Origin of the sequence: Enterococcus lemanii, assembly GCF_016909125.1 — a bacterium.
GTDB classification, from domain to species: Bacteria; Bacillota; Bacilli; order Lactobacillales; family Enterococcaceae; genus Enterococcus_I; species Enterococcus_I lemanii.
Map to the genome: position 1 here is coordinate 18,091 of NZ_JAFBFD010000015.1, position 23,900 is coordinate 41,990.

General features: G+C 38.0%; 26 protein-coding genes and 2 pseudogenes. 17 read left to right on the forward strand and 11 right to left on the reverse strand.

Going from position 1 to position 23,900, the window contains the following annotated elements; translation table 11 throughout:
* Positions 1 to 64: 64 nt before the first annotated feature.
* Both JOD14_RS05685 and JOD14_RS05690 read right to left on the reverse strand, forming a co-directional pair.
* Entirely contained in the window at positions 65 to 1,813 is a 1,749-nt protein-coding gene (locus JOD14_RS05685) for an ABC transporter ATP-binding protein (protein WP_204653877.1), read from the reverse strand.
* The gene (locus tag JOD14_RS05690) at positions 1,806 to 3,527 is read right to left on the reverse strand and encodes an ABC transporter ATP-binding protein (RefSeq protein WP_204653878.1); all 1,722 of its coding nucleotides are present in this window, start codon (positions 3,525 to 3,527) and stop codon (positions 1,806 to 1,808) included. The genes JOD14_RS05685 and JOD14_RS05690 overlap by 8 nt, the downstream gene beginning before the upstream one ends.
* A 311-nt stretch (positions 3,528 to 3,838) precedes the next feature.
* Between JOD14_RS05690 and JOD14_RS13360 the strand changes: the two genes are divergently transcribed.
* The 7 genes and pseudogenes from JOD14_RS13360 (at position 3,839) to JOD14_RS05730 (ending at position 6,887) form a co-directional block, all read left to right on the forward strand.
* On the forward strand, positions 3,839 to 4,954 hold the full coding sequence (locus JOD14_RS13360; RefSeq protein ID WP_204653879.1) for a 3D domain-containing protein: 1,116 nt from the start codon (positions 3,839 to 3,841) through the stop codon (positions 4,952 to 4,954).
* 153 nt (positions 4,955 to 5,107) lie between these two features.
* Positions 5,108 to 5,323, forward strand: a complete 216-nt coding sequence (locus tag JOD14_RS05700; RefSeq protein ID WP_204653880.1) for a hypothetical protein — start codon at positions 5,108 to 5,110, stop codon at positions 5,321 to 5,323.
* 12 nt (positions 5,324 to 5,335) lie between these two features.
* A pseudogene (locus JOD14_RS13605) lies at positions 5,336 to 5,719 on the forward strand (sugar-binding domain-containing protein); the annotation flags it as partial.
* Positions 5,720 to 5,874: 155 nt separating this feature from the next.
* Positions 5,875 to 6,081 carry a hypothetical protein gene (locus JOD14_RS13610; protein WP_204653881.1) on the forward strand — a complete coding sequence of 69 codons (207 nt, stop codon included), beginning with the start codon at positions 5,875 to 5,877 and terminating at the stop codon, positions 6,079 to 6,081.
* Positions 6,029 to 6,295: pseudogene (locus tag JOD14_RS13165) on the forward strand (glycoside hydrolase family 2 TIM barrel-domain containing protein). Before JOD14_RS13610 ends, JOD14_RS13165 begins: the two are co-directional and overlap by 53 nt.
* Positions 6,274 to 6,546, forward strand: a complete 273-nt coding sequence (locus tag JOD14_RS05725) for a type 1 periplasmic-binding domain-containing protein (RefSeq protein ID WP_204653883.1) — start codon at positions 6,274 to 6,276, stop codon at positions 6,544 to 6,546. The pseudogene JOD14_RS13165 and the gene JOD14_RS05725 overlap by 22 nt, the downstream one beginning before the upstream one ends.
* Positions 6,543 to 6,887, forward strand: coding sequence for a substrate-binding domain-containing protein (locus tag JOD14_RS05730; protein ID WP_204653884.1), 345 nt, complete (start codon positions 6,543 to 6,545; stop codon positions 6,885 to 6,887). Before JOD14_RS05725 ends, JOD14_RS05730 begins: the two co-directional genes overlap by 4 nt.
* A 195-nt stretch (positions 6,888 to 7,082) precedes the next feature.
* Here the strand turns inward: JOD14_RS05730 and JOD14_RS05735 are convergent, their stop codons facing one another.
* The gene (locus JOD14_RS05735) at positions 7,083 to 7,727 is read right to left on the reverse strand and encodes a CPBP family intramembrane glutamic endopeptidase (RefSeq protein WP_204653885.1); all 645 of its coding nucleotides are present in this window, start codon (positions 7,725 to 7,727) and stop codon (positions 7,083 to 7,085) included.
* Between the two features lie 191 nt (positions 7,728 to 7,918).
* Between JOD14_RS05735 and groES the strand changes: the two genes are divergently transcribed.
* From groES to JOD14_RS05755, 4 genes are all read left to right on the forward strand, one after another.
* Positions 7,919 to 8,203, forward strand: coding sequence for a co-chaperone GroES (gene groES / locus JOD14_RS05740; protein ID WP_204653886.1), 285 nt, complete (start codon positions 7,919 to 7,921; stop codon positions 8,201 to 8,203).
* Between the two features lie 25 nt (positions 8,204 to 8,228).
* Positions 8,229 to 9,854: a chaperonin GroEL gene (groL, locus tag JOD14_RS05745; protein ID WP_204653887.1), complete on the forward strand. Its 1,626-nt coding sequence runs from the start codon at positions 8,229 to 8,231 to the stop codon at positions 9,852 to 9,854.
* Between the two features lie 196 nt (positions 9,855 to 10,050).
* Positions 10,051 to 10,371, forward strand: coding sequence for a hypothetical protein (locus JOD14_RS05750; RefSeq protein ID WP_204653888.1), 321 nt, complete (start codon positions 10,051 to 10,053; stop codon positions 10,369 to 10,371).
* 333 nt (positions 10,372 to 10,704) lie between these two features.
* Positions 10,705 to 11,232, forward strand: coding sequence for a PBECR4 domain-containing protein (locus JOD14_RS05755; RefSeq protein WP_204653889.1), 528 nt, complete (start codon positions 10,705 to 10,707; stop codon positions 11,230 to 11,232).
* 204 nt (positions 11,233 to 11,436) lie between these two features.
* On the opposite strand, the gene JOD14_RS05760 is transcribed toward JOD14_RS05755, so the two are convergent.
* The 4 genes from JOD14_RS05760 to tyrS all read right to left on the reverse strand — a co-directional run bounded on the left by JOD14_RS05760 (position 11,437) and on the right by tyrS (position 15,203).
* On the reverse strand, positions 11,437 to 11,769 hold the full coding sequence (locus JOD14_RS05760) for a YrdB family protein (protein ID WP_204653890.1): 333 nt from the start codon (positions 11,767 to 11,769) through the stop codon (positions 11,437 to 11,439).
* 242 nt (positions 11,770 to 12,011) lie between these two features.
* Positions 12,012 to 12,674 (reverse strand): ABC transporter ATP-binding protein, encoded by a 663-nt coding sequence (locus JOD14_RS05765; protein ID WP_204653891.1) that lies wholly within the window; start codon positions 12,672 to 12,674, stop codon positions 12,012 to 12,014.
* A 9-nt stretch (positions 12,675 to 12,683) separates the two neighbouring features.
* The gene (locus tag JOD14_RS05770) at positions 12,684 to 13,748 is read right to left on the reverse strand and encodes an FtsX-like permease family protein (protein ID WP_204653892.1); all 1,065 of its coding nucleotides are present in this window, start codon (positions 13,746 to 13,748) and stop codon (positions 12,684 to 12,686) included.
* A gap of 183 nt (positions 13,749 to 13,931) precedes the next feature.
* A complete protein-coding gene (gene tyrS / locus JOD14_RS05775; RefSeq protein WP_204653893.1) occupies positions 13,932 to 15,203 on the reverse strand; it encodes a tyrosine--tRNA ligase in 1,272 nt (423 codons plus the stop codon).
* Between the two features lie 450 nt (positions 15,204 to 15,653).
* On the opposite strand from tyrS, the gene JOD14_RS05780 reads away from it, so the two are divergent.
* The 4 genes from JOD14_RS05780 (at position 15,654) to JOD14_RS05795 (ending at position 19,490) form a co-directional block, all read left to right on the forward strand.
* A complete protein-coding gene (locus JOD14_RS05780; protein ID WP_204653894.1) occupies positions 15,654 to 17,120 on the forward strand; it encodes a nicotinate phosphoribosyltransferase in 1,467 nt (488 codons plus the stop codon).
* 28 nt (positions 17,121 to 17,148) lie between these two features.
* Positions 17,149 to 17,973: an ammonia-dependent NAD(+) synthetase gene (gene nadE / locus JOD14_RS05785; RefSeq protein WP_204653895.1), complete on the forward strand. Its 825-nt coding sequence runs from the start codon at positions 17,149 to 17,151 to the stop codon at positions 17,971 to 17,973.
* A 176-nt stretch (positions 17,974 to 18,149) separates the two neighbouring features.
* Positions 18,150 to 18,374, forward strand: a complete 225-nt coding sequence (locus tag JOD14_RS05790; protein WP_204653896.1) for a hypothetical protein — start codon at positions 18,150 to 18,152, stop codon at positions 18,372 to 18,374.
* On the forward strand, positions 18,375 to 19,490 hold the full coding sequence (locus JOD14_RS05795; protein ID WP_204653897.1) for a radical SAM/SPASM domain-containing protein: 1,116 nt from the start codon (positions 18,375 to 18,377) through the stop codon (positions 19,488 to 19,490).
* An 18-nt stretch (positions 19,491 to 19,508) separates the two neighbouring features.
* On the opposite strand, the gene JOD14_RS13170 is transcribed toward JOD14_RS05795, so the two are convergent.
* Together JOD14_RS13170 and nrdI are read right to left on the reverse strand one after the other, a co-directional pair.
* Positions 19,509 to 20,342, reverse strand: coding sequence for a LysR family transcriptional regulator (locus JOD14_RS13170; protein WP_204653898.1), 834 nt, complete (start codon positions 20,340 to 20,342; stop codon positions 19,509 to 19,511).
* Positions 20,343 to 20,355: 13 nt separating this feature from the next.
* Positions 20,356 to 20,826 carry a class Ib ribonucleoside-diphosphate reductase assembly flavoprotein NrdI gene (nrdI, locus tag JOD14_RS05805; RefSeq protein WP_204653899.1) on the reverse strand — a complete coding sequence of 157 codons (471 nt, stop codon included), beginning with the start codon at positions 20,824 to 20,826 and terminating at the stop codon, positions 20,356 to 20,358.
* 99 nt (positions 20,827 to 20,925) lie between these two features.
* On the opposite strand from nrdI, the gene JOD14_RS05810 reads away from it, so the two are divergent.
* Positions 20,926 to 21,486, forward strand: coding sequence for a GNAT family N-acetyltransferase (locus tag JOD14_RS05810; protein WP_204653924.1), 561 nt, complete (start codon positions 20,926 to 20,928; stop codon positions 21,484 to 21,486).
* 64 nt (positions 21,487 to 21,550) lie between these two features.
* Here the strand turns inward: JOD14_RS05810 and JOD14_RS05815 are convergent, their stop codons facing one another.
* Both JOD14_RS05815 and JOD14_RS05820 read right to left on the reverse strand, forming a co-directional pair.
* Positions 21,551 to 22,090, reverse strand: a complete 540-nt coding sequence (locus JOD14_RS05815; RefSeq protein ID WP_338031669.1) for an LURP-one-related/scramblase family protein — start codon at positions 22,088 to 22,090, stop codon at positions 21,551 to 21,553.
* A gap of 22 nt (positions 22,091 to 22,112) precedes the next feature.
* Positions 22,113 to 22,982: a Cof-type HAD-IIB family hydrolase gene (locus tag JOD14_RS05820; RefSeq protein ID WP_204653900.1), complete on the reverse strand. Its 870-nt coding sequence runs from the start codon at positions 22,980 to 22,982 to the stop codon at positions 22,113 to 22,115.
* 152 nt (positions 22,983 to 23,134) lie between these two features.
* Here JOD14_RS05820 and JOD14_RS05825 point away from each other — a divergent pair, with 152 nt between their 5' ends.
* Positions 23,135 to 23,815 (forward strand): uracil-DNA glycosylase, encoded by a 681-nt coding sequence (locus JOD14_RS05825; protein WP_204653925.1) that lies wholly within the window; start codon positions 23,135 to 23,137, stop codon positions 23,813 to 23,815.
* The last annotated feature ends 85 nt before the right edge of the window (positions 23,816 to 23,900 follow it).

The following is a 23,900-nucleotide window of genomic DNA, read 5'->3' on the forward strand; positions in this document are numbered from 1 at the left end:
TTATATTTCAGAATCCTAATCGATAGCAAGTGAATGTCGCTATTTTTCGAGTTTTTTTGATTGGTCACTCTTCAAATTGTGCATGGTAAAGTGTTGCATAAGCCCCATTTTGAGCTAATAATGCTGCGTGTGTTCCTTGTTCGATAATTTTTCCTTGATCCATTACAAGAATTTTATCGGCGGATTCAATCGTGGATAAGCGATGGGCAATGACAAAGCTCGTTTTTCCTTGCATCAAAGCTAAGAAAGCACTTTGGATTTTTCGTTCAGTTAGTGGATCGACGGAGCTGGTTGCTTCATCCAAAATGAGCATTGGTGGATTAGCAATCATCGTACGAGTAATCGTTAGGAGTTGTCGTTGTCCTTCTGAAAGTTTCACACCATAGTGCCCGATTGGCGTGTCTAATTTTTTGGGTAAATCCATCACGTATTCGAGCATGTCTGTTTTCTTTAATGCCGCATAGATTTCTTCATCACTGGTTTGTTCTTTGCCGTAAGTTAAGTTTTCTCGCAAAGTCGCATCAAAAAGCCAAGTATCTTGTAAAACCATCCCAAAACATTGCCGTAATTGGCCTCGTGGAATTTGTTGAATATTGCGTCCATCTAAAGTAATCATTCCTTTTTGGACTTCATAAAAACGCATCAGCAAATTAACTAAAGTTGATTTGCCAGCACCCGTTTTTCCAACAATGGCGATAGTTTCACCGGCTGTTGCGCTGAAATCAAAGTCAGTAATTAATGGTTGATTTGGAGAATAAGCAAAATCAACATCCGTAAAAGTAATATCGCCTCGCACTTTTGGTAAGTCGATCGCTTGTTCTTTTTTTTCTATTTCTTGATCGAGTAATTCAAAACCTCGCGCAAGACCAGCGAATGCCCCTTGAATTTGAGTCATTAAACCAGACAATTCGATAAAAGGTTTTGAAAACTGTGTGGCATAAATTGTAAAACTGGCAATCACACCAATTGTTACGGTCGATGAGCCGATAAATATTAACCAGGCACCGACAAAGCCCACTGCAACATAAGCTAAATGGTCCACAAAGCGAGAAGCAGGGTTGGTTAAAGAAGAAGAAAATTGCGCACGTTGGCCTTTTTTATAGAGTTCTTGATTGATTTTTGTAAATGTTTGTTGATTCTTTTTTTCTTGGCGAAAAGCAATTGAGAGCTCCTGGTTATTTATTCGTTCGTTAATAAAACTAGTCATTTCACCAATGATTTTTTGTTGATCGGTAAAGTCCTGTTGCGAGCGTTTTGCAACAAAATAACTAACCATAAAAATAAAAGGAGTGGAGAATAAAACAACAATGGTTAAAGTAAAACTTAGACGTAGCATCAATACGAGGGCGATGAAAATAATCGTCATACCCGCAAACAATTGTTGATAGACTGCCGCAATTGCTGTAGCAACTAAATCCAAATCATTCGTAAAGCGACTCATTAAACTGCCATGAGGTGTTTGATCATAAGTTTGAATCGGTAGCTGATTTAAATGTGCGAAGCTGTCTTTTCGAAGTTGATTGACACTTTTGTATGCGACTTGATTTCCCAACTGTAAAATTAACCATTGACTAACAGTTGTTAAGAGTAAAACAAGAACGAATTGTACTAGTATTTGGGCCAATTTAGCAAAATCAACTTGATTTTGCCCGACGAGTTGATCGATTCCACGGCCAATTAAATAAGTTAAATAAACGGAAAAACCACCCGTTATGATACCGCAAATGAGTGCAAAAGTATTTAATTTACGGTAAGCCATTACATAAGGCATAAAACGTTTGAGTATTTGCCAATCAATTTGATTTTTATGCATTTGATTCACCTTCTTCTTGTGCATGGACAATTTCTTGATAATAAGGCACTTGCTGGAGCAAATCTAAATGTGAGCCTAAGCCTACTACCCGCCCTTTTTCTAAAACTAAAATTTGATCAGCCTCTTGAATAGACGAAACCCGCTGAGAAATGAGTAAAACGGTCGCAGGAATCTTTCTTAAGTTTTGACGCAAAAGCCAGTCTGTTTGGTAATCAAGAGCACTCAGCGAATCGTCCAAAACTAAAATTTTAGGTTGGGCAATCAAAGCACGGGCAATCGCCAACCGTTGAATTTGTCCGCCAGAAAAGTTTTTCCCGCCTTCAACAATCAAAGTATCCAACTGGTCCGGTAGAAGACGCACAAATTCGGCACCTTGAGCAAGTTCAAGTGCTTGCCAGCAGTCAGCGTCGGTTGCCGTTTCTTTCCCCCATTGTAGATTTTCACGAATGGTTCCGCGGATCAACACGGATTTTTGTGGTACAAAAGCAATTTGCCGACGTAAATAATCTAACGGCCAATCTTTGATGTTTATCCCATCCACTAATATTTCACCTGTATCGATGTCATAAAAACGTGGAATCAATTGCGTAAGGGTTGATTTACCAGAACCGGTAGGACCAGTTATTCCCAAAAAAGCGCCTGCTGGAATTTGAAAACTAACTTTTCGAAGGGCGCGTCCGTGTTCAGGTGAGTAACGAAAATCGACCTGATTAAAAATAATTTCACCACGAACTTGCCGAGGCATGGTCGGTTCGTCTTTTTCGCTTAAAGAAATTGGTAAATCAAAGACTTCGTTGATTCGCTTGGCAGAAGCTTCTGCACGAGTAAAAATAATGACTAAGTTTGAAACAACAATTAAAGCTAAGAGCATTTGATTCATATAATTAACCAAAGCTAAGACTTCCCCTTGTTGCAAATGACCAAGCTCAACTTTAAAACCACCAATCATAAAAATGCCAATAATGCCTAAATTTAACACCAATGTTGTCAGAGGTGATAAAATGATCGATAATTTTGTGACTTTTAAATAAGTTTCATTTAATGCATCGCTTTGTTGTTGAAATTTATCGACTTCACGCTCTTGGCGATTAAAGGCCCGAATAATTCGTACGCCACTTAAATTTTGAGCCACCAATTGATTTAAGCGATCGAGTTGTTGCTGAACGAGTCGAAATAATGGCACCGAAAAGCGAATTAGTAAAAATAAAAGTAAAGAAAAAATTGGAAGAATAGCTAAGAAAATCAAGCCGATTTGCCAATCAATATAAAAAGCCATGATCAAAGCCCCGATACTTAAAAAGGGCGCTCGTACGACTAGACGAATGACCATTGCTAGGGCCAATTGCATTTGATTAATGTCATTTGTTAAACGAGTGATTAAAGTATTGCTACCAAAGTAATTCAATTCACGGTGCGATAAGCGGTTAATTTTTTCCATTAGCTGATTTCTAAGTTCCGTACCAAAACCTTGGGAGGCAATCGAAGAAAAATATTGACAGGTTATAGCAAACAATAAGCCAGTAATCGATGCGAGTATCATCCAAAAAGTCATTTGCCAAATAACGGTCCAATTCTGTTGTTGGATGCCTTGATCCACTAAACGAGCCATCAATAATGGTAAGAACAATTCAAAAACAGCTTCCAAAAATTTGAAAGTTGGACCTAATATAATTTCTTTACGATAATTTTTCGCATAAGGAAATAAACGTAACATCTCACTTCTCCTTTATTTATAAAAATATTTTCACTTTATCTGTCTATTCATTAAAACTATCTACTATCATAGCATAGCTTAAAAAAAGATTTAAGGAGAAAATGAAGGAACATTACAATTATGTGACGAAAAATAACAATAAATAAAAGGCTTTCAATGGCGGTTTCAATTAGAATAGTGTCGAAATGTCACTTCATTCTACTATTTATCTGTTTATTTGTAACAATCTGTAAAAGAACTGTTACAAAGCATTTAGTTATTTTTCGTATAATATTTAAGAATTCGTCAAGAGAGGAAACGGTTAAACCTTTATGCATAGAAAAAAATGGATTGTACTAAGTTTAGTTTTTATTCAAATGTTGGCACCAGTTTCTATTTCAGCCGATACATTAGAGTCGCTTAATCAAAAAGAAGTGACCTTGCAACAGCAAAGCCAAGCGATTAGTTCGCAAGTTCAAGCTGCGTTAGAAGAGGTAAATCAAACTTATCGAGCAGTCGAAGCGCTAAAAAATGATGTCGCCCAAAATGAAGCGTTAATTGCAAGCACGCAAGCAGAGATTGTCGAAACCAATGAGACAATCAAAAAGCGAAAAGAGATTGCAGCAAAACGTTTAAGAAATCTCCAAGTAAGTAGTATAGGCGAGAACAAACTCTTTTATTTATTACAAACTTCTAACTTACAAGAATTAGTTAGTGGTCTTTATGCAATGAGTGTGATGCAAAATGCTGAAAAAGAAACCGTTCAAACTTTGGAAGAAGCAACCTTGAAGCTTGAAGAGTTAGAAAGAACAGCGCAAGTTGCCCAAGCAGAACTAGTCAATGATCAACAAACACTGCAAATAAAGGCAGATGCTTTGGATGATCAAGTCGCAGCATTAAAAGTACAGCTGGCAGGAAACCAAGCCGCTTTAGCAGAAATTGCTCAAAGTAAAGAAGTTGAAACGGCTCGTTTAGCAGCAGAAAAAGAACGTCAGAAGTTGGCTGAAGAAGAAGCGAAAAAGGCAGCGGAAAAAGCCGCCAAAGAAGCTGAAAAACAACCAGCAACACAAGAACAAGTGACTACGCCGCAACCTGAAGTTAGTCAACCAGAAACAAGCCCTTCTACGCCACCCGTGGTAGAAACTCCTGCGCCGTCAACAGGAAAAACGTTGTATGTCCAAGCGACTGCGTACTCTTATAAAGAAGTCGGTTCAAGTTTTTATACCGCTTTGGGCGTTGATTTACGTCAAAACTCACAAGTAATCGCTGTTGACCCAAGTGTTATTCCATTAGGTTCTGTTGTAGAAGTCGAAGGATATGGTATTGCTCTAGCAGCAGATACTGGTGGGGCAATTAAAGGGAATATTATTGATGTTCACTTAAATAGTGTCGATGCTTGCAAACAATGGGGCCGAAAGTTCAATGTGAAAGTGACAATTTTAGAATAATAAAGTAAAAAACATCCGTTAGCGTTTAACGGATGTTTTTTGTTATAAAAAAATATTTAGTAAATAACAGGTTATTTACTTTTGATTTACTAAATGTTCATTATAATGAAAGAGAGTCAATATCTTTTTAGTTTAAGAATGAGGAGAAAATAAATGAGACAAATCAAACCATGGGAACAACTCGAACAATTAGGAGAAAACCGCTTAGAACAAACAACGACGTTCTTTCGTTATGAAAAGGAAACTTTGGCTTTCGCGATGGATGAAACAAATCAAATCGGCTATCAATCATTAAATGGCGATTGGCATTTTAGTTATTATGATTATCCTGAAGCCGTGGCGAAAGATTTAACGGCCTTAACGAAATAATTACAAGCAAGCCCGCTAATTCCAGTATCGTCTTGTTGGCAATTAGAAGGGTATGACCAGATGCATTATACCGATGTCCTGTACCCGTTTCCGATTAATCCGCCTTTTGTACCGACAGAAAATCCAATCGACGTCTACTATCGGACTTTTGACTATCAAGTGAATGACCGCGTGCCCCGTTTGTTATTTGAAGGTGTCTCTTCTTACTTTGAGTGTTATTTAAATGGTAAATTTGTCGGTTCGAACATTGGCAGTCGGATGGAAACGACCTTTGATGTCTCCCAATTTATCCAAGCAGGTGAAAATGAACTCATCGTAAAAGTGGTCAAATGGTCATCAGGGACCTATTTAGAAGATCAAGACATGTGGTGGTTGTCGGGGATTTTCCGGAATGTCTCACTCTATGAGGTTGCAGCAAAAGAAGTCGCGGATATCCGCCTCCAAACTTTGCCAGATACAACATACGAAAATTTCGAATTAGTGATTACCGTAGAAAATCCCCACCAGTTGCCAATTACCGGCTATTACCTAGATGGCGAGCAAAAATTTCATTGGCGAATTTTAAAGAAGAGGGTGAGGGGCTTAGTCAAAGCACGACTTTCGTTGAAAAACCGCGAACTTGGAATGCGGAAACGCCTCATTTATACCCATTGATGTTACAAGTCGATGAACAATTTATTCCGTTTAAAGTTGGTTTTCGCCACGTTGAAATCAAAAACAATCAACTACTCGTTAACGGTCAAAAAAATCTTTATTAACGGCGTAAATCGTCACGATTTTATGCCAAAAGCCGGGATTGCCGTGACCAAAGAAGTCATGGAAGAAGATATTCGCTTAATGAAACAACACAATATCAATGCGGTACGGACCGCGCATTAACCAAGTCAACGTGTCATTTATGATTTATGTGACCAGTATGGGTTGTACGTGATTGATGAAGCGGACCTAGAGTGTCATGTGAAGCGGAGTTAGAAGACGTCTATTATTTGGCGCTGAGGGTTGCTTTAGAAAAATATCTAACCGCGGAAGGTTATCAATTAAAAGTGGTTCATCCTAGCACGGCCAAAGAAGAAATCAAAGAATTAAAAGCCTTATTTTGTATAGGGCCTATGGGAACACCGTCATTAAATTGGTTAGAAACGCTCAAGCAGCCGGTTATTTTCCTTGATTCATCGCCTTGTCCGGATCGTTATAGCGCGGTCGTTATGGATATTGCTTTATGAACGAAATTAGCTATTCAGCACTTATTAACGCTTGGTCATCAAAAAATTGGTTTTGTCGGGGGGGGGATAACGACGAAATTACGGATGAACGATTCGAAATATTTACGCAAGTCTTAAAAAAGCAAGGTCTATACCAAGAGGCGTTTGTCGGTATTGGTCAGTATACTTCGCAAGATGGCTATCGTTTGTTTAAAGAAATAAGGTCTCAAAAAAATTGCCCTAGCGCCGCTTTTATCGGCAATGATTCAATGGCGGTCGGTTGCTACAAAGCTGCTCATGAACTAGAGTTAACCATTCCTGATGAAGTCAGCGTGATTAGTTTTAATGACTTGGATTTTTGAGAATTTCTAATTCCTTCACTCACAACGATTCATTTACCGATTGATACGTTAGTAAAAATTGCCATCCATGTCTTAGGCGAGACATGGAAGAAAAACCTAGAACTACCCATTAAAATCACTTTACCCCCACAGCTAGTCGTGAGACAAAGTACAAAAGCAAAAACCCTTGAAGCTTAAAAAACTTCAAGGGTTAAGTTATTTTACTGGTAAATCCATTGTTTGTACTAAAATATTCGCCAATACAACTAAGGTATTCATCCCAACGTGAGTGATGATTGAAGTCCAAATGCTCCCTGTGATCACATACTGTAAACTAAAAAAAGCACCAAGCGAACTGTAAAGTAGTAAATGCCCATCTTGGTGAATGAGAGCAAAAAGCAGCGAGCTGATTACTACACCAATCCAAACATTTGTTTTTCGAGTAACCGCACCTAAAATCGCCCGACGAAACACCAACTCTTCCATAATCGGCCCACCAATTGCTACTGCTAACATCACCAGTGGTTGCTGCATGACTAACGCTAGAATTTCATTTGTATTTTCAGATTCTAGACTACCACCAAAGAAAATTTCAATGTTCATCGCGACGTTTTGTAGTATGATGGCTAGAAATATTCCGACGAGTCCTAAAATCCAAATACGACCTTTCGCCATTTTTTCTTCCTCGAAAGGGAGTAAGGTAGTTTGGTTTTGGTATAACCGAATGAGTGCAAACGCGCCAACAATGTAACTTACGGTTAAAATCATCAAACTTTGCTGTAAAGTAAAAGCAAAAGAAGGCGCGATAAAAGCAATAAAATAAATGAATAACGTCAAGAAAGTATATTTTTTATAAGACATAAAGTCCTCCTAGGTGATTGTTCTTTCTTTAATTATAACAAAATTTTGTGATGCAACCAACGAAACTTTGAATATTTAGTTAAAAGACTTGCCAAAAGAAGAAAAAATGAGTAATATAAAACATGTGAGTTAGCACTTGAATGGTTTGAGTGCTAATTTAAAAAATCTTAAATTTATTGGAGGGATTCATTGTGTTGAGACCATTAGGTGATCGTGTACTTATCGAAGTAACACAAGAAGAAGAAAAAACAATCGGTGGGTTAGTCTTAGCCTCTGCTGCGAAAGAAAAACCACAAACGGGTACCGTTGTTGCGGTCGGTGAAGGTCGCTTATTAGACAATGGCGAAGTCGCACCAGTTCCTGTAAAAGTTGGCGAAACGGTTCTTTTTGAAAAGTATGCTGGCTCAGAAGTAAAATATGAAGGCAAAGAATACATGATTTTTGCAGTAAAAGATATTATTGCAATCGTTGAATAAAAAATAAATACTGAGGTGGAAGAAAATGGCAAAAGAGATTAAATTTGCAGAAGACGCACGTGGCGCAATGTTGCGTGGGGTTGATAAATTAGCCGATACGGTTAAAGTAACTTTAGGTCCAAAAGGTCGTAACGTTGTTTTAGAAAAATCATTTGGTTCACCACTTATTACAAACGACGGTGTAACCATCGCTAAAGAAATCGAATTAGAAGATCATTTTGAAAACATGGGCGCTAAATTAGTTTCTGAAGTAGCTTCCAAAACAAATGATATCGCTGGAGATGGAACAACAACGGCAACCGTTTTAACCCAAGCTATTGTCCGCGAAGGGATGAAAAACGTAACAGCAGGCGCAAACCCATTAGGGATTCGTCGTGGGATCGAACTAGCAACAAAAACAGCGGTTGAAGAATTACACGCAATCTCAATCAAAGTTGATTCAAAAGAAGCGATCGCGCAAGTCGGAGCGGTTTCTTCTGGTAGCGAACAAGTTGGTCAATATATTGCCGATGCGATGGAAAAAGTTGGCAACGACGGCGTGATTACGATTGAAGAATCAAAAGGAATCGAAACAGAATTAGATGTCGTCGAAGGAATGCAATTTGACCGTGGTTACTTATCACAATACATGGTAACCAACAACGACAAAATGGAAGCAGAACTTGAAAATCCATACATCTTAATTACCGATAAAAAGATTTCAAATATTCAAGACATTTTACCTTTATTAGAACAAATTTTACAAGCTTCAAAACCACTATTAATCATTGCCGATGATGTGGATGGGGAAGCTTTACCAACACTTGTTTTAAATAAAATCCGTGGCACATTCAACGTTGTCGCAGTCAAAGCACCTGGTTTTGGCGATCGTCGTAAAGCGATGTTAGAAGACATTGCAATCTTAACGGGCGGTACTGTGATTACAGAAGATTTAGGTTTAGAATTAAAAGACGCAACGATCGATATGTTAGGTCAAGCAAGCAAAGTGGTTGTTGATAAAGACAACACAACGATTGTCGAAGGCGCAGGCCAAAGTGAAGCAATCCAAGCGCGCGTTTTATTAATTAAAAACCAAATCGGTGAAACAACTTCTGATTTTGACCGCGAAAAATTACAAGAACGTCTAGCGAAATTAGCTGGTGGTGTTGCAGTTATTAAAGTAGGTGCACCAACCGAAACCGAATTAAAAGAATTGAAATTACGTATTGAAGACGCCTTAAATGCGACTCGTGCAGCCGTAGAAGAAGGCATGGTATCTGGTGGGGGAACAGCCCTTGTTAATGTCATGAATAAAGTCGCTGAAATCGAAGCGGAAGGCGACGTCGCAACTGGTGTGAAAATTGTTTTACGTGCTTTAGAAGAACCCGTTCGTCAAATCGCTGAAAACGCGGGTTACGAAGGTTCTGTTATCGTAGACCAATTAAAACGCGCTGAATTAGGAACAGGCTTTAACGCAGCGAACGGTGAATGGGTCAACATGGTATCTGCCGGTATCGTAGACCCAACAAAAGTAACTCGTTCAGCGTTACAAAATGCCGCATCCATTTCGGCTTTATTATTAACAACTGAAGCAGTGATTGCTGACAAACCAGAACCAGCAGCACCAGCAATGCCGCCAATGGATCCGTCAATGATGGGCGGTATGATGTAAGAATGAATGAAGAACCTTGTTAAATCAAGGTTCTTTTCTTTTTTATAGTTCTTTTTCGTCTGAAAGGGGCATAAAAGAAGCATAACTTTTTAATTCGTTTAATTTTGTCAGAAGTTGTTCCTTCATGTTCGAAGTTACGTGGTTATAAATTTCCAAGCGCTGCATTCTGGCTAGCGATTCTAACGCGGGCGGACAAGTGTCAACTCCTGCACCTGCACCAACTAAACAGCCAGTTGATGAAATCGCAAAAGAAGTTATTGCAAGCAAGTGGTCATCTGGACAAGATCGTATCAATAAATTAACGAACGCCGGTTATAATGCGCAAGAGATGCAAAACTGTGTGAACGCCATTTTAGGCGCACCAGTGGCACCGACTAAACCAGCGTTAAAACCAATTGGTACGATTGCAGAAGAAGTGATTAACGGCGAGGGCAATGGCAAGGATCGCTTTAATCGTCTAACTAAAGCAGGTTATGATGCAAATGCAGTACAAAAATTAGTCAATGCTTTTAAATAAAATAATATGTAAATTAACCGTGTTTTGTTTATAAAACAAGCCACACCGTCCTCGTAGGCGTGGCTTGTTTAAATTTTATTAAGCATTGAATATTTTCATTTTGCATAATTGACGAAAGTTAGAAATCATGCTATTTTAAGTATGAAGAGTCGCTCTCTTCCGCTCGAAGTCCAGTCTTCGTGTCGTCTCTGTAGTATAGACTTTTATGAGTCAAAGTGGGAATGAGTGCACCCACGATCCCCTGCGGGTGGGTAACCTAGCGTTGGTCTGCATGGGACGGTAGCCATGCTTTGCACTCTTTTTTTTTGTCTAAAAATAGGATTGGAGAATATGATGAAAATAGATTTAAATAAAATTTATAATCAGTATTTATCCAATTTTGACGGGCATACAGCTATAATTACTACATTATTCAAGCCATTAGATTGTTTTTACATAAAATTTGATATTCTTCAATTACCACATTTGTTAGGACTACACAAAATTTATACCTATCCACCGAAGAAAATTTGTGCAAACCTCAATGAATCCATCATTACATATGAAAAAATTCAACATCATCAAAATTTTGGTCAAATTAAAGATAGAATTCAATACTTCTATTTCATCCTAGATATTTTTCTGGAAGGGTATAATGATTCTGTTATTTATGTCTCTGATAAAGATAGAGATGGATCGTCAATGAAACTAGATATTGCATTTGCTCATCCTCATAAAAATAAAGTTCTTACTTTAGGATTAAGAGAAACTGAGCACTCTGTTTATTGTCCAGTAACTTTCTATGTGAGAAAAAATCGTCCTAATGAAAGACCGTTTAGTAATTCTAAACGAGCAAAAATTCTTACTTTAGATATGATTTGACTTATGCTATAACTAAATCCCTACTCTCACTCGGATAGGGGGGTGTGTTATTTATCAACACTTTAGTAGTGGTTTGTAGTAGTTACTATATACGAAGAATGATGAGTGGCATGATGTAATTTAAGATTTAGTAAAACAAATCTTGATAATAAAAGAAACCACATGAGATTTTTATTCTCATGTGGTTTTTTGATATGAAATAGGTCAGTTACCCTGTAATCCTAATACATACATAAAGAATAAATCTACAACGACAACGCTCAAGTAAATAGTACCGATACTATCACCAAATAGTTTATAAAAAGCAATACTTCCTACTCCGTATACAAAAATTTCTAACACAAATTTATTAACACCTGATAGCACATTCGGTGATTTAGGTGCTCCGTAACGAGCCCACAGTAAAACAATCACTATGCTTAAAAAAAAAGAAACGATTTTTGATTGGATAGACCTATTGATAAATACGCCACTAAATATGCCTAAAACTGTTACAATTTCTAGAAGAAATCGAACAGCTAATACAATTGTTGTCATCGAACACCTCACATACTATCAATCCTTGTTGCCATTCACTATCATCAAATTCTTGCCATTTTTCTACCTTTTTTTATAAGTAGCATTGTCTATCTAATTTACAGCTAAATAAATTCTAAACCTTGGTCAGTTCATGAGGAGTGTATCGTAAATAAAGCAAGCCTTGTCCGTAATAAAGGGGACACTTTATTTCAATGGAATCAAAATAAACAAAGTTAAAAGAGTACTTGTTGTCAATGGATTTACTTCTGTGCCGTCAAATACCCATCTTTCATCACTAACACTCGGTCACAAAATTCTGTCATGCGTAAATCGTGTGTGACCATAATGGTTGCTTTATTTTTTTGTTTCGTTTCTTGGGCTAAAATTTTGACCACTTCAAAGGCTTTTTCAGTATCTAAGCTTGCGGTGGGCTCATCGGCTAAAATAATTGATGGGTTGTGGTAAAGTGCGCGAGCGATGGCGACGCGTTGCCGCTCGCCGCCAGATAAGTCTTCGGGGTACTTATTGATAAGTTTTTCAATCCCTAATTCTTTAAATAAACTAAAATCAGAATGTTTTTCTTTTCGAATTTTATCGACAAGTACCAGTTGATTTTGAACGGTTAAGAAAGGAATTAGATTGGATGCTTGTAAAATAAAGCCAATTTCTTGAAAACGAATTTTAGCGCGTTCTTTTTCATTTTTGTCACTAAAAGGTTTGCCGTTAATCAGCACTTGTCCTTCGCTTGGAGCTTGGAGACCACCTGCAATGGTTAAAAAGGTGCTTTTACCTGACCCAGATGGTCCAATCACAGCGATAAATTCACCTTGATGGACAGCTAAATTTGTTTCTTTTAAAGCTTCGATCGTGTTACTTCCATCTTGGAAGCTTTTTTTGACTTGTTTTAATTCAATCGCTTTCATAGCGTCCTCCTATCCAATGGCCTTTAAGGGATCAATTTTTACGACAGCGCGAACCGAAGAAAAGGCTCCTAATAAAGCAAAGACAATCATTATCAAACCAATAGTGCTAAGATAGAGAAAATTCATTTCAAAAGGAACTTTCACAGGTAATAAAAACGAGGTCGCAATGGTTGCAACGAGCCCGCCACCGACACCTAAGAGAGATAAGATAAATGTTTGAGCAAGGACAGAAGAAGCGATGTAGCGACTAGCAACACCTTGCGCTTTCATCACGCCAAAAATTTCGATTTTTTGCATGGTTAAGACGTAAATAAAAATACCAATCACAATAGCGGCGATAACGATTAAAAAGCCAATCATAAAGCTAAAAGTTAAGACTTGCGCGTTATAGCCAGGTAATTTCTGGATGAATTGCTTGATAGAAATCTTTACTAAGCCATCGGGAATTTTATCTACCGCTCCACGAGTCACAATGCCGTTGATACGCGCTTCAGGTGAATCATCTTCTTTTTCAAAACGGATTTTTTGATAAGCACCAATCGAAGTATATAAAACAGGTGCCACGTTGAATTTTGCTCGATTGGTAAAACCGACAATCGTTAGTTCGGTATCGTTACCAGACAATGTTAAAGTGTCGCCCAATTTTAAGCCGTACTGTGTTTGGAGGCTGTTATCGGCCACGGCTTCTTGTGTATTTGTAAACATCTTTCCTTCGATAATGTCAGGTGCTAAAAATTGTTCAGGTTCAATCCCGAAAATCGTGGTTGTGATTGTTTCTCCACCGTCTTTGTGCGAAATAACGGCTGGAGTTTGAGCTAAAAGTGCTTTTTGCTCTGCTTGGACTTCGGTGTAGAATTTTTTTGGAATCATTGACATACTCAAGTTTTGATTGGCTTCTTCTGCAACTAAAATATGGTCAGCTTGCCATTTATCAATGGCGCTACGATTGTCTTGTGCCAGACCGTAAGCTAAACCAGTTAAAAAAAAGACTAAATAAGCAATTAAAAATAGAACACCAATTACTAAAAAATAGCGTAACTTGGCATGTTTGATTTCATTGATTGCTAAAAACATGGACTCACCCCTTCGAACCTATCTTTTGATAAGTGATTGGAATGAATATAGCACGTTTGTTGCACTTTAAGCAAAGATTTAAATTTAAGAAAATGTCGAAGTGGGAATTTTTTGATTAAAATAAACGGGAATCATGAAAAAAAGAAAGTCACACCAGATTTAAGGAGTGACTTTCTTTTTTAACTAATCAACTAAATGCACTAACGTATATTTCTTTTTCCCTTTACGGACAATAATGAATTTTTCATCAAAAGAATTTTCTAGCGTGATTTCTGCTTCTAAATCAGCCACGCGTTCACCATTAATTGAAATGGCGCCATTTTTCACGTCTTCACGTGCTTGGCGTTTTGAGGGTTCGATTTTTGCATCAACTAACCAATCCACAATGTTTTGCGTTTCTTTTGGCATCGTTGCGCTTGGCATGTTTTTGAACCCTTCCGCAATTTGGCTTGTCGTCAGTTGTTTGACATCGCCTGAGAAAAGGGCAGCGGTAATGGTCAAAGCATCTTGCAACGCTTCTTCCCCATGGACGAATTTAGTCATTTCGCTGGCTAAGGCTTTCTGCGCTTCACGTTTGTGTGGTTCGGTTTCAACTTTTTGGGCATATGCTGCAATTTCTTCTTGGGTTAAGAACGTGAAGAATTTCAAGTATTTGATGACATCACGATCATCTTGGTTTACCCAAAATTGGTAAAATTCGTAAGGTGATGTTTTTTCTGGATCTAACCAAACCGCGCCACCTGCTGTTTTACCAAATTTTGTTCCATCTGCTTTTAACATTAAGGGGATGGTTAAACCAAATGCTTTGGCTTCGGCGCCTTCTTTTTTACGAATGAGGTCAAGACCAGCTGTAATGTTGCCCCATTGATCGGCACCACCGATTTGTAGACGGACATTGTGTTCACGGAATAAGTGTAAAAAGTCCATTGATTGTAAAATTTGGTAAGTGAATTCGGTGAAAGAAATTCCTGTTTCTAAACGACTAGAAACAATATCTTTGGCTAACATCGTATTAATATTGAAGTTTTTACCATAGTCACGTAAGAAATCAAGCAACGTTAAATCTTTCGTCCAGTCGTAGTTATTGACCATACTTAAATTATGAATACTCGCTTCATCAAAGAATAATTTTTTCATTTGAGCGGTTAAACGATCTACGTTATGTTGCACTTGTTCCATTGATTGCAGTTGACGTTCAGAAGTTCGCCCACTTGGATCGCCAATTGTACCTGTGGCGCCTCCAATTAAAATATAAGGGTGATGCCCTAAAAGTTGGAATCTTTTTAGCATCATAAATGGAATCAAATGCCCAATATGCATACTGTCACCAGTTGGGTCAACCCCGCAATATAAAGAGATTTGATTGTTTTCGACGTATTCTCTTAAACCTTCCGCATCGGTTTGTTGGTTAATGGCGTCACGCCACATTAATTCATCAATAATGTTTGTTGACATTGAGTTCATCCTTTCCTTGATAAAAATAAAAAAGTCCCTGCAGATTTTTTCTGCAGGGACGAAATTGACATGTTTTCCGTGGTACCACCCAGTTTGTGTAAACAATATGTTTACACCACTTAATCATCTGTTATCGCTGATGAAACGCTTGGTTGTCCTAGATTGAGTGTAATTCATCGCGTTATTTGTGCTAAATTCCATCAACCTTTAGCTTTCTATCAACAGGGATAAGCGACTACTGCGTTCAATAACCAAAAAATATTGATTTAAAAAACATCATAAAGTATCCAGCAAAGCTTGTCAAGCACCTTTCCAATGGTTCATTAAAAAATGATTTCGGTTTCATAAGAAAAGAAATAAAATCTTGTCGCTTTTCTTAAGCCTTTATGTGTGTATCTGGTCAAACTTTGCTATAATAGAGGGGTAGATTAAAAAAGAGGGGTTTTTTTAATGGATAAATTATATAGTGATGACAGTTTAACATTACACACGGATTTGTACCAAATTAATATGATGTATACTTATTGGTCTTTAGGTCGTGCGGAGTTGCATTCGGTCTTTGAATGTTATTTTCGTGAGATGCCTTTTCAAAATGGGTATGCTATTTTTGCAGGTCTTGAGCGTTTAGTAAAATACTTAGAAGAATTGACTTTCACGGAGTCTGATATTGCTTATTTGCGTGACTTAGGTGAATATAGCGAAGAATTCTTACAATATTTGCAAGACTTTAAATTTTCTTGCACGATTCGATCGGCGAAAGAAGGGGAGTTGGTTTTTAATAACGAACCAATCATTCAAGTTGAAGGACCCTTGGCGCAAGCACAACTCATCGAAACCGCTTTACTTAACATGGTAAATTTCCAAACGTTGATTGCAACGAAAGCCGCCCGTATCAAATCGGTGATTGGCCGTGACCCATTACTAGAATTTGGCTCACGACGCGCCCAAGAGATGGATGCCGCGATTTGGGGAACACGAGCTGCTTTCATTGGTGGTGCAGATGCAACCAGTAATGTACGTGCAGGTAAGATTTTTGGCATTCCAGCTAGTGGTACGCACGCGCATTCTTTAGTTCAATCGTATGGCAATGATTACGATGCTTTTATGGCTTATGCCAAAACACATAAAGATTGTGTCTTTTTAGTGGATACTTACGACACCTTAAAATTAGGCGTACCGACGGCCATTCGGGTGGCTAAAGAACTTGGTGATCAAATTAATTTCTTAGGTGTTCGAATTGACAGTGGGGACATGGCCTATATTTCAAAAAAAGTCCGTGAACAACTGGATGAAGCTGGATTTACCGAAGCGAAAATTTATGCATCAAATGACTTAGATGAAAGCACCATCTTAAGTTTAAAAATGCAAAAAGCTAAAATTGATGTTTGGGGAGTGGGTACCAAATTAATCACGGCTTATAGTCAACCGGCATTAGGAGCAGTGTACAAACTTGTTTCAATTGAAGATGAACATGGTGAAATGATTGATACGATTAAATTATCGAGTAACGCAGAAAAAGTATCAACGCCAGGGAAAAAACAAGTTTGGCGTATTACCCGTAAAAAAGACGGAAAATCTGAAGGGGATTATATTACTTTATGGGATGAAGACCCACGTGAACAAGAAAGTATTTACATGTTCCATCCAGTCCATACGTATATTAGTAAAACAGTGACTGAATTTACGGCACGTCCAATTTTACAAGAGATTTTTGTGGACGGGCAGTTGGTTTATGAATTACCGAACTTGGGTGAGATAAAAGCATATTGTCATGACTGTTTAGATGCGCTGTGGGAAGAATACAAGCGCGATTTAAATCCTCAACCGTATCCAGTCGATTTGTCGAGTGAGTGTTGGAACCACAAAATGAAAATTTTAGAACACGTTCGTAAACAAGTGAAAGCCTTACATGAATAAGTAACCATTGTTAAAGGAGTTGGAAAAAATGACTTTACAAGAACAAATTATTGAACAATTAGGGGTCAAAAAAACGATTGATCCAGAAGTTGAGATTCGTCGAAGCATTGATTTTATGAAAGCGTACTTGCATAAACACCCATTTATTAAAACGTTTGTCTTAGGAATTAGTGGTGGGCAAGATTCAACTTTAGTGGGGCGTTTAGCGCAACTGGCAATGGAAGAAATGCGTCAAGAAACGAACGATTCGGATTATTACTTTATTGGTGTGCGTTTACCGTATGGCAAGCAAAATGATGAAGAAGATGCGATACGCGCGATGGCTTTTATTGAAGCCGATAGTCAAATTACTGTTGATATTAAGCCAGCTGTTGACGCGCAAGTCGCTGAGTTAACTAAAATTGGTGTCGAAATTAGTGATTATAATAAAGGGAATATCAAAGCCCGTCAACGCATGATTACGCAATATGCGATTGCTGGCGCTCATCAGGGAGCCGTTTTAGGAACCGATCATGCGGCCGAAAACATTACTGCTTTTTTTACAAAATTTGGTGATGGTGCAGCAGATTTATTACCAATTTACCGCTTAAATAAGCGTCAAGGGCGAGAACTATTAAAAGCTTTGGATGCACCAGCAGACCTCTACTTAAAAGTGCCAGTTGCTGATTTAGAAGAAAATCGCCCAATGGTATCAGATGAAGCGGTCTTAGGTGTAACGTATGCTGAAATTGATGACTATTTAGAAGGAAAACCCGTTTCACCAAAAGCACAAGCGACAATTGAGAGTTGGTGGTATAAAGGCCAACACAAACGTCATTTGCCAATTACGGTTTTTGATGACTTTTGGAAATAAAAACAAACAAAAGAAGAAGACGTCAAAGTTTTCTTCTTTTTTTGATTTTAGTTGTGGGAGGAGTTCGTAGCATTTTTGTGTCGCAAGATTTTGCATGATAGAACATAAAAATTTCCATTGTTTCAAAAAAAACCACATGATAGGCTAGAATCAAAGTGTAATTGAAGGAGCAAATAATGAAGAAAAACATTCTTTTTTTAGTTGCAGATGATCAACGATTTGATACGATTGCGGCTTTAGGCCATCCTGCTATCCAAACACCAAATTTTGATTGGTTAGTTGAGAATCATCGTTCAAGCATTGCAACAACGAATGCGAACGCATGCCCAAGTCACGGGCGATCAAAATTTTTCGCAAGGACAAATTTTTTGGCACATGCTAGAAGAAAAAAGGGGAAATAAATGAAACATATCTCGGTTTTAATTAAGCCAGCATCTGGGCTTTGTAATTTACGTTGCCAGTATTGTTTTTACGCGGATATCACCTCGCTTAGGGAAGTCGCATCTTATGGAAAAATGAAAAAAGAAACAACCGAAAAAATGATTCAACAAATTTTTGTTGATTTAGACGCAGGCGATGAACTCACGCTAGCCTTTCAAGGAGGGGAACCCACCTTAGCCGGCTTGCCATATTTTAAACAGCTCGTTGCATTGGTCGAAGAAAAACAAGCTCAAAAAAGCGTGCGGGTTCATTATGCACTGCAAACCAACGGGATGTTGATTAACCAAAAATGGGCGACCTTTTTAAAATCCAATCATTTCCTTGTGGGGTTATCGATTGATGGACACCCAATGTATCATGATTTGCACCGCTTAGATACGAAAGGGAAAGGGACGTTTCATCGTGTGCTTGAAACAAAACGCTTATTTGATGCGTATCAAATTGAATACAATGTTTTGTGTGTCTTAACGAATCAACTCGCGAAAGAACCGAAAAAAGTTTATCAATTTCTGCAAAAAGAAAAGATTGACTATATCCAATTTATCCCTTGTTTAGACGAACTACAGGCTAAAAAACGAAGTACCTACGCGCTAACGCCAGAACGATTTGCTAGTTTTTACCGTCAATTGTTGCATTTATGGCTGCAAGAACTTTCTACAGGCCATTATCGTAGTGTGAAACTATTTGATGATGTATTTAACTTGGTTGTCAATCGCCAAGTCAATGCTTGTGGTTTAGTTGGCAATTGTCAAATTCAATATATTATTGAAGCAGACGGTAGTGTTTATCCTTGTGATTTTTATGTTCTGGATGAATACCGCCTAGGTTTTATCCAAGAGCAAACGTTACGCGAGTTATTTTCACAAGACGTTGGTCAAAAATTCTTATGTGAAAAAAAAGAAGCAAGCGTCTTATGTCAAACTTGCCCGTTTCAACAAATGTGTCACGGCGGTTGCAAACGCATGAAAGCGGCGATGTATGTCAATGCTGCGGGTGATTTTTGTGGCTATCAACGTTTTTTACAAACTTTTTTACCAGAAGTTACGAACATTCAAACGTATTTACAAGCGTTATAAAGTCAAAAAATGCTCTTCCTAACGGTTAGGAGGAGCATTTTCTTGCAAGGTGGTTCGGATAAACAGCGCTACTTCTGCAAGCAAATCTGAAACCACTTCTTCTTTCGTTAAAAAGTAAAAATTCCGATGATTATCCATTTCAAGGACCTCAAAAGGCGTATTTTCTGACAAAGCTAGTTTAGAGATAATCGTGCGTCCAACCCCTTGATTAAGTAAATTTTTAATCATTTCATAGCTATTGGTACGAATAATCGCAGGAGATAAGTTGTTTTCTCGCAAATAATGGTCGTTAATTTCTTGTAAAGGGGTCATGCACTCATTGATTAACCAGTAATTGGCTTCTTTTCTTCCTGCTAAAACTAGCTCATCTTGAGCCACGACGTACCGCTGTAAATGTTCACTACGTTCGGGCCACTCGATGAGACCAAAGTCTAATTTAGATTGTTCTAGTTCATGGACAATCGTCTTATATTCCATAATTGGGAAATGAAAATCAATCATCGGAAAACGTTCGATTAAAAGTGGTACAAATTTTGGTAAAAGGTACATGCCGCAGCTTTGCGTACAAGCTAAGACACAGCTTTCACGGTAGTTTTGTTCGATATGAATGTGAAGGAGCGTATCATCCCATTCTTCCATCATTTTTAGCGCGCGTGGGTATAAAAAGTCGGCTTCTTTGGTGGGGATAATCTCTTGTTTTCCATGCCGAATAAACAAAACAACATCAAAATATTCTTCAAGTTTTTTGATTTGTGCCGAAACAGTTGGTTGTGATAAAAATAAATTATCCGCCGTACGGGTAAAGTTATGCGTTTCATAGACAGAAACAAATGTTTTTAAAATCTGAAACACAAAGACACCTCACTCATTTTTTATTTGTTGTTTCATGATTGAACCAAATAGTGGCTAATTTTTGATAAATTTTTTCAATTTCTTTTTGGTTTCCGCGCAGTTCAAAGTCTGCAACGACCGGGACGTCAAATTGTGCCGCGTATTGTTTAGCCGTGAGACAGTATTGATGACCGAAATTTTTATTTCCGCTCCCAATCACTCCTAAACATAAAGCAGCATTTTCTGCGTACTCAATGTATTCACGCATGCTTTGTGTCAAGATTTCTTGATCGCCACTGTCAACCCCATTTCCACCTTCTAAATAGGTAGGAAGTGAAACAAAATAAGGGGATTCTTCTTTTTCAAATGGCGAATTGTCATGGATTTCTTTTAATTGTATAATAGGGAAATCAGGGTTTTCTTGATGCATGATTTCAGAATGTTGCTGAATCCGTTTTGCAAAAGACCGGGTATTGCCAGAAATCGAAATATAAAGTAAGTTCATATCGATTGCCCTCCTTTGCATCAGTATAGCAAAAAACGAGTGCAAAAGGTAATTAAAAATCGTTTAATCATTGATGAACAAAGAGGAGAGAAAGAAAAAATGATTCGTCCAGCGAAATTGGAAGACGCCCAAGCCATCGCCCGCTTGGTGTTAGTCATATTAAAAGACATGGAAGTTGCTTTCCTAGAAGAAATGGGAGAGGAAAAAACGCTCGAAATTTTAACACAGGCGGTTCAATTGCCAACTTATCGTTATGGTTATCCGCGTGGAGTGGTTAAAGAAATTGAAGGGGAAGTCGCGGGGATTGCCTTTGGTTACTTAGCAGCAGAAGAAGCAATCGTTGATCAACCTTTAGCTGAATTATTAACGACCTTAAACTTGCCCAATATTCCAATTTTTGTTGATCCAGAAACTTACCCAGATGAATGGTATTTAGATTCGATTGTTGTCGCTGATAAGTATCGGGGACAAGGTGTCGGGCAAGCACTGTTAATCGCTTGTGATCAAACGGCTAAAAAGGCAGGAGTGAAGAAAATTGGCTTGTGTGTCGATTTTGCCAATCCAAATGCGCAACGACTATATGAACGTCAAGGTTACCAAATCGTCGGTCAACAAGTCTTGAGTGGGCATGATTACCATCATATGCAAAAGGATATTTAAAGAGAAAACACCATCGCCTTGCCACGGACTTATCTACGGGCAAGGCGATGGTGCTTTTATGTTCTTATTTTTTACTAAACGTTTGATAATTGGCATTTAATTCAAGCGTATCGTTATGATAAAACAAAGAACCACGGTTGTAGTGATAGTTCCAATAATCTAAAATGGCAGCAAGACAAATACAAACAGGGGCATCTTTTTCGTGAGTGACATGTAAAACATAGTGCCCACCAGCTAGGAGTTGCGTTTTATCCATCGACATGATTTCTTGATTAAAATGTTGAATCTTATAGCGATGCTGGGCTAAATTCCCGTAGACAACCCAATGAAGTTGTTGAACAAAATAAAAATCACTAGGCCAACTTAAAAAGCGTTGCAAAGTACCGACTTTTTGGCTGCCTTCGTAGATTTCAAACCGTCGCATAAAAGGCCAACGTACTTGTTTAACACTTGCTACATTTTCACCATTCATACGATAAAGGGTCAGCCAATCGTCTTTTGTGCCTGTCCGCCCAACTAATGTGAAGAGAGGGTGTCCTTCTTGATCTTTCACCAGCGTGTTCGCATTTCCAAAAGACTTTTCTTGAATGAAATAATCAGCCACCGTTTTCACCTGATTTCAAATGTTATAGTTTTTCATCAATGGCGCGAATGATTGCTTTACCAACCCCCGCGTCTGAATTTTCGTTTGTTAAATATTTTGCCTCTTCCTTTAATTCTTGCAAAGCGTTCCCCATGGCAAAACTTACCCCAGCAACTTGAATCATACTAAGGTCATTTAAATTATCACCAATGGTCATCACTTCAGCAAGTTCAATCCCACGTTCTTTTGCTACATGCGCAACAGCAATTCCTTTTTGTGCGTGTTTATGGTTAATTTCAATATTGTTGTGCCCTGAAGAGGTAACGACACAATCTTCAAATCGTTGAATTTTACTTGCCGCTTGTCCTAAAGCTTTTGTCCCACGTTTATCAAAACAAATTATTTTTAAAACTTGGATCCCTTCATCTGCTGCCAGTTCACGCAAACTATTAACTAAAGTAACTGGGAAAAATTCTAAGCGTGCAGCGGTCATTGCAATGGCCATTTTGTGTGTTAAGTGGGGCATCATATCAGTAATGTGTGAAGCGAATTGTTCAATTCGTGCTTCTTTACTTGTTGTATAAGTTCCAAATTGAGTTGAAATTTCGTAATAAACATCCTCTTCATCCAGAATGTCAAAAATTTGAAAGACTTCTTTTTTATCGAGTGGGGTCGTAAATAAAGAATTTCCTTTTTTATCAAAAACATGAGCGCCGTTTAGCGTAATCATGGCACATTCAATCCCAGCTTCAAGTAAAGGTGTGAGGGCTTCTTCGCGGTTTCGGCCCGTCGCAACCATAAATTCAACACCGTTTTTTTGTGCGTAACGAATGGCCTCGATGTTTTCTTGTGGAATTTGCATTTCTGAGTTGAGTAAAGTTCCATCCATATCTGAAGCAATTAATTTAATCATTGATTTAAATCCTTTCCAGTCATCGTTTCTATTCTTAGTTTAACACAAACGGGCAAAATTAGCTTATTTCACAAACAATATTATTTGAGATTGCTGGGTTCTTGGCGTATGATAAAAAAAGAAAAAATGGTAAAAAAGTGATAAGACTAGGAGTGTATAACGTGATGCAAAATAAGTGGCAAGCAATTTTAGCCTCAGAATTTCAACAACCTTATTACCAAAAATTACAAACTTTTGTGAACGAAGAATATCAAAGTCAAACGATTTATCCCAAAAAAGAAAATATCTTTAATGCTTTTCAACAAACCGATTTTGATCAAGTCAAAGTAGTGATTTTGGGGCAAGACCCTTACCACGGACCGAATCAATCGCATGGATTGGCGTTTTCAGTTCAGCCAGGTGTGAAAATTCCACCTTCTTTACGTAATATTTTTAAAGAATTAGAAAATGATTTAGGGATTCCGCCAGCTACTTGTGGGGATTTGACAGCCTGGGCAAGCCAAGGGGTCTTATTATTGAATACGGTTTTAACCGTTAGAGCCGGAGAAGCAAACTCCCATCGTAAAAAAGGCTGGGAAGTATTTACCGACGCGGTAATTCAACAACTAAATGCTCGTCAACAACCAATTGTTTTTATTTTGTGGGGGAAACCAGCACAACAAAAAGCAGCGATGATTGATACAGGAAAACATGTGATAATCCAATCAGTTCACCCCAGTCCACTTTCTGCTTCTCGCGGTTTTTTTGGATCAAAGCCATTCTCACGAACGAATGAAGCTTTAATTTCGTTGGGGGAAAAGCCGATAAATTGGTGCTTACCTTCTGTTTTATAACAGGTGCAGAATAAAAAGAAACAGCGAATGTAAAATTTGTGAAAGAGTTAACTAATTAACTTTTCTTTGAATAATACAGTAGAAA

What these genes read in the sequence shown, in the direction of transcription:
- groL (WP_204653887.1), top strand. Translation starts at nt 8,229, where the DNA reads ATGGCAAAAGAGATTAAATTTGCAGAAGACGCACGTGGCGCAATGTTG.
- JOD14_RS05780 (WP_204653894.1), top strand. Translation starts at nt 15,654, where the DNA reads ATGGATAAATTATATAGTGATGACAGTTTAACATTACACACGGATTTG.
- JOD14_RS05755 (WP_204653889.1), top strand. Translation starts at nt 10,705, where the DNA reads ATGAAAATAGATTTAAATAAAATTTATAATCAGTATTTATCCAATTTT.
- JOD14_RS13360 (WP_204653879.1), top strand. Translation starts at nt 3,839, where the DNA reads ATGCATAGAAAAAAATGGATTGTACTAAGTTTAGTTTTTATTCAAATG.
- JOD14_RS05700 (WP_204653880.1), top strand. Translation starts at nt 5,108, where the DNA reads ATGAGACAAATCAAACCATGGGAACAACTCGAACAATTAGGAGAAAAC.
- JOD14_RS05735 (WP_204653885.1), bottom strand. Translation starts at nt 7,727, where the DNA reads ATGTCTTATAAAAAATATACTTTCTTGACGTTATTCATTTATTTTATT.
- JOD14_RS05770 (WP_204653892.1), bottom strand. Translation starts at nt 13,748, where the DNA reads ATGTTTTTAGCAATCAATGAAATCAAACATGCCAAGTTACGCTATTTT.
- JOD14_RS05685 (WP_204653877.1), bottom strand. Translation starts at nt 1,813, where the DNA reads ATGCATAAAAATCAAATTGATTGGCAAATACTCAAACGTTTTATGCCT.
- JOD14_RS05820 (WP_204653900.1), bottom strand. Translation starts at nt 22,982, where the DNA reads ATGATTAAATTAATTGCTTCAGATATGGATGGAACTTTACTCAACTCA.
- JOD14_RS05765 (WP_204653891.1), bottom strand. Translation starts at nt 12,674, where the DNA reads ATGAAAGCGATTGAATTAAAACAAGTCAAAAAAAGCTTCCAAGATGGA.
- nrdI (WP_204653899.1), bottom strand. Translation starts at nt 20,826, where the DNA reads ATGAACTTACTTTATATTTCGATTTCTGGCAATACCCGGTCTTTTGCA.
- JOD14_RS05790 (WP_204653896.1), top strand. Translation starts at nt 18,150, where the DNA reads ATGAAGAAAAACATTCTTTTTTTAGTTGCAGATGATCAACGATTTGAT.
- JOD14_RS05730 (WP_204653884.1), top strand. Translation starts at nt 6,543, where the DNA reads ATGAACGAAATTAGCTATTCAGCACTTATTAACGCTTGGTCATCAAAA.
- tyrS (WP_204653893.1), bottom strand. Translation starts at nt 15,203, where the DNA reads ATGTCAACAAACATTATTGATGAATTAATGTGGCGTGACGCCATTAAC.
- JOD14_RS05690 (WP_204653878.1), bottom strand. Translation starts at nt 3,527, where the DNA reads ATGTTACGTTTATTTCCTTATGCGAAAAATTATCGTAAAGAAATTATA.
- JOD14_RS05795 (WP_204653897.1), top strand. Translation starts at nt 18,375, where the DNA reads ATGAAACATATCTCGGTTTTAATTAAGCCAGCATCTGGGCTTTGTAAT.
- JOD14_RS05760 (WP_204653890.1), bottom strand. Translation starts at nt 11,769, where the DNA reads ATGACAACAATTGTATTAGCTGTTCGATTTCTTCTAGAAATTGTAACA.
- nadE (WP_204653895.1), top strand. Translation starts at nt 17,149, where the DNA reads ATGACTTTACAAGAACAAATTATTGAACAATTAGGGGTCAAAAAAACG.
- JOD14_RS05810 (WP_204653924.1), top strand. Translation starts at nt 20,926, where the DNA reads ATGATTCGTCCAGCGAAATTGGAAGACGCCCAAGCCATCGCCCGCTTG.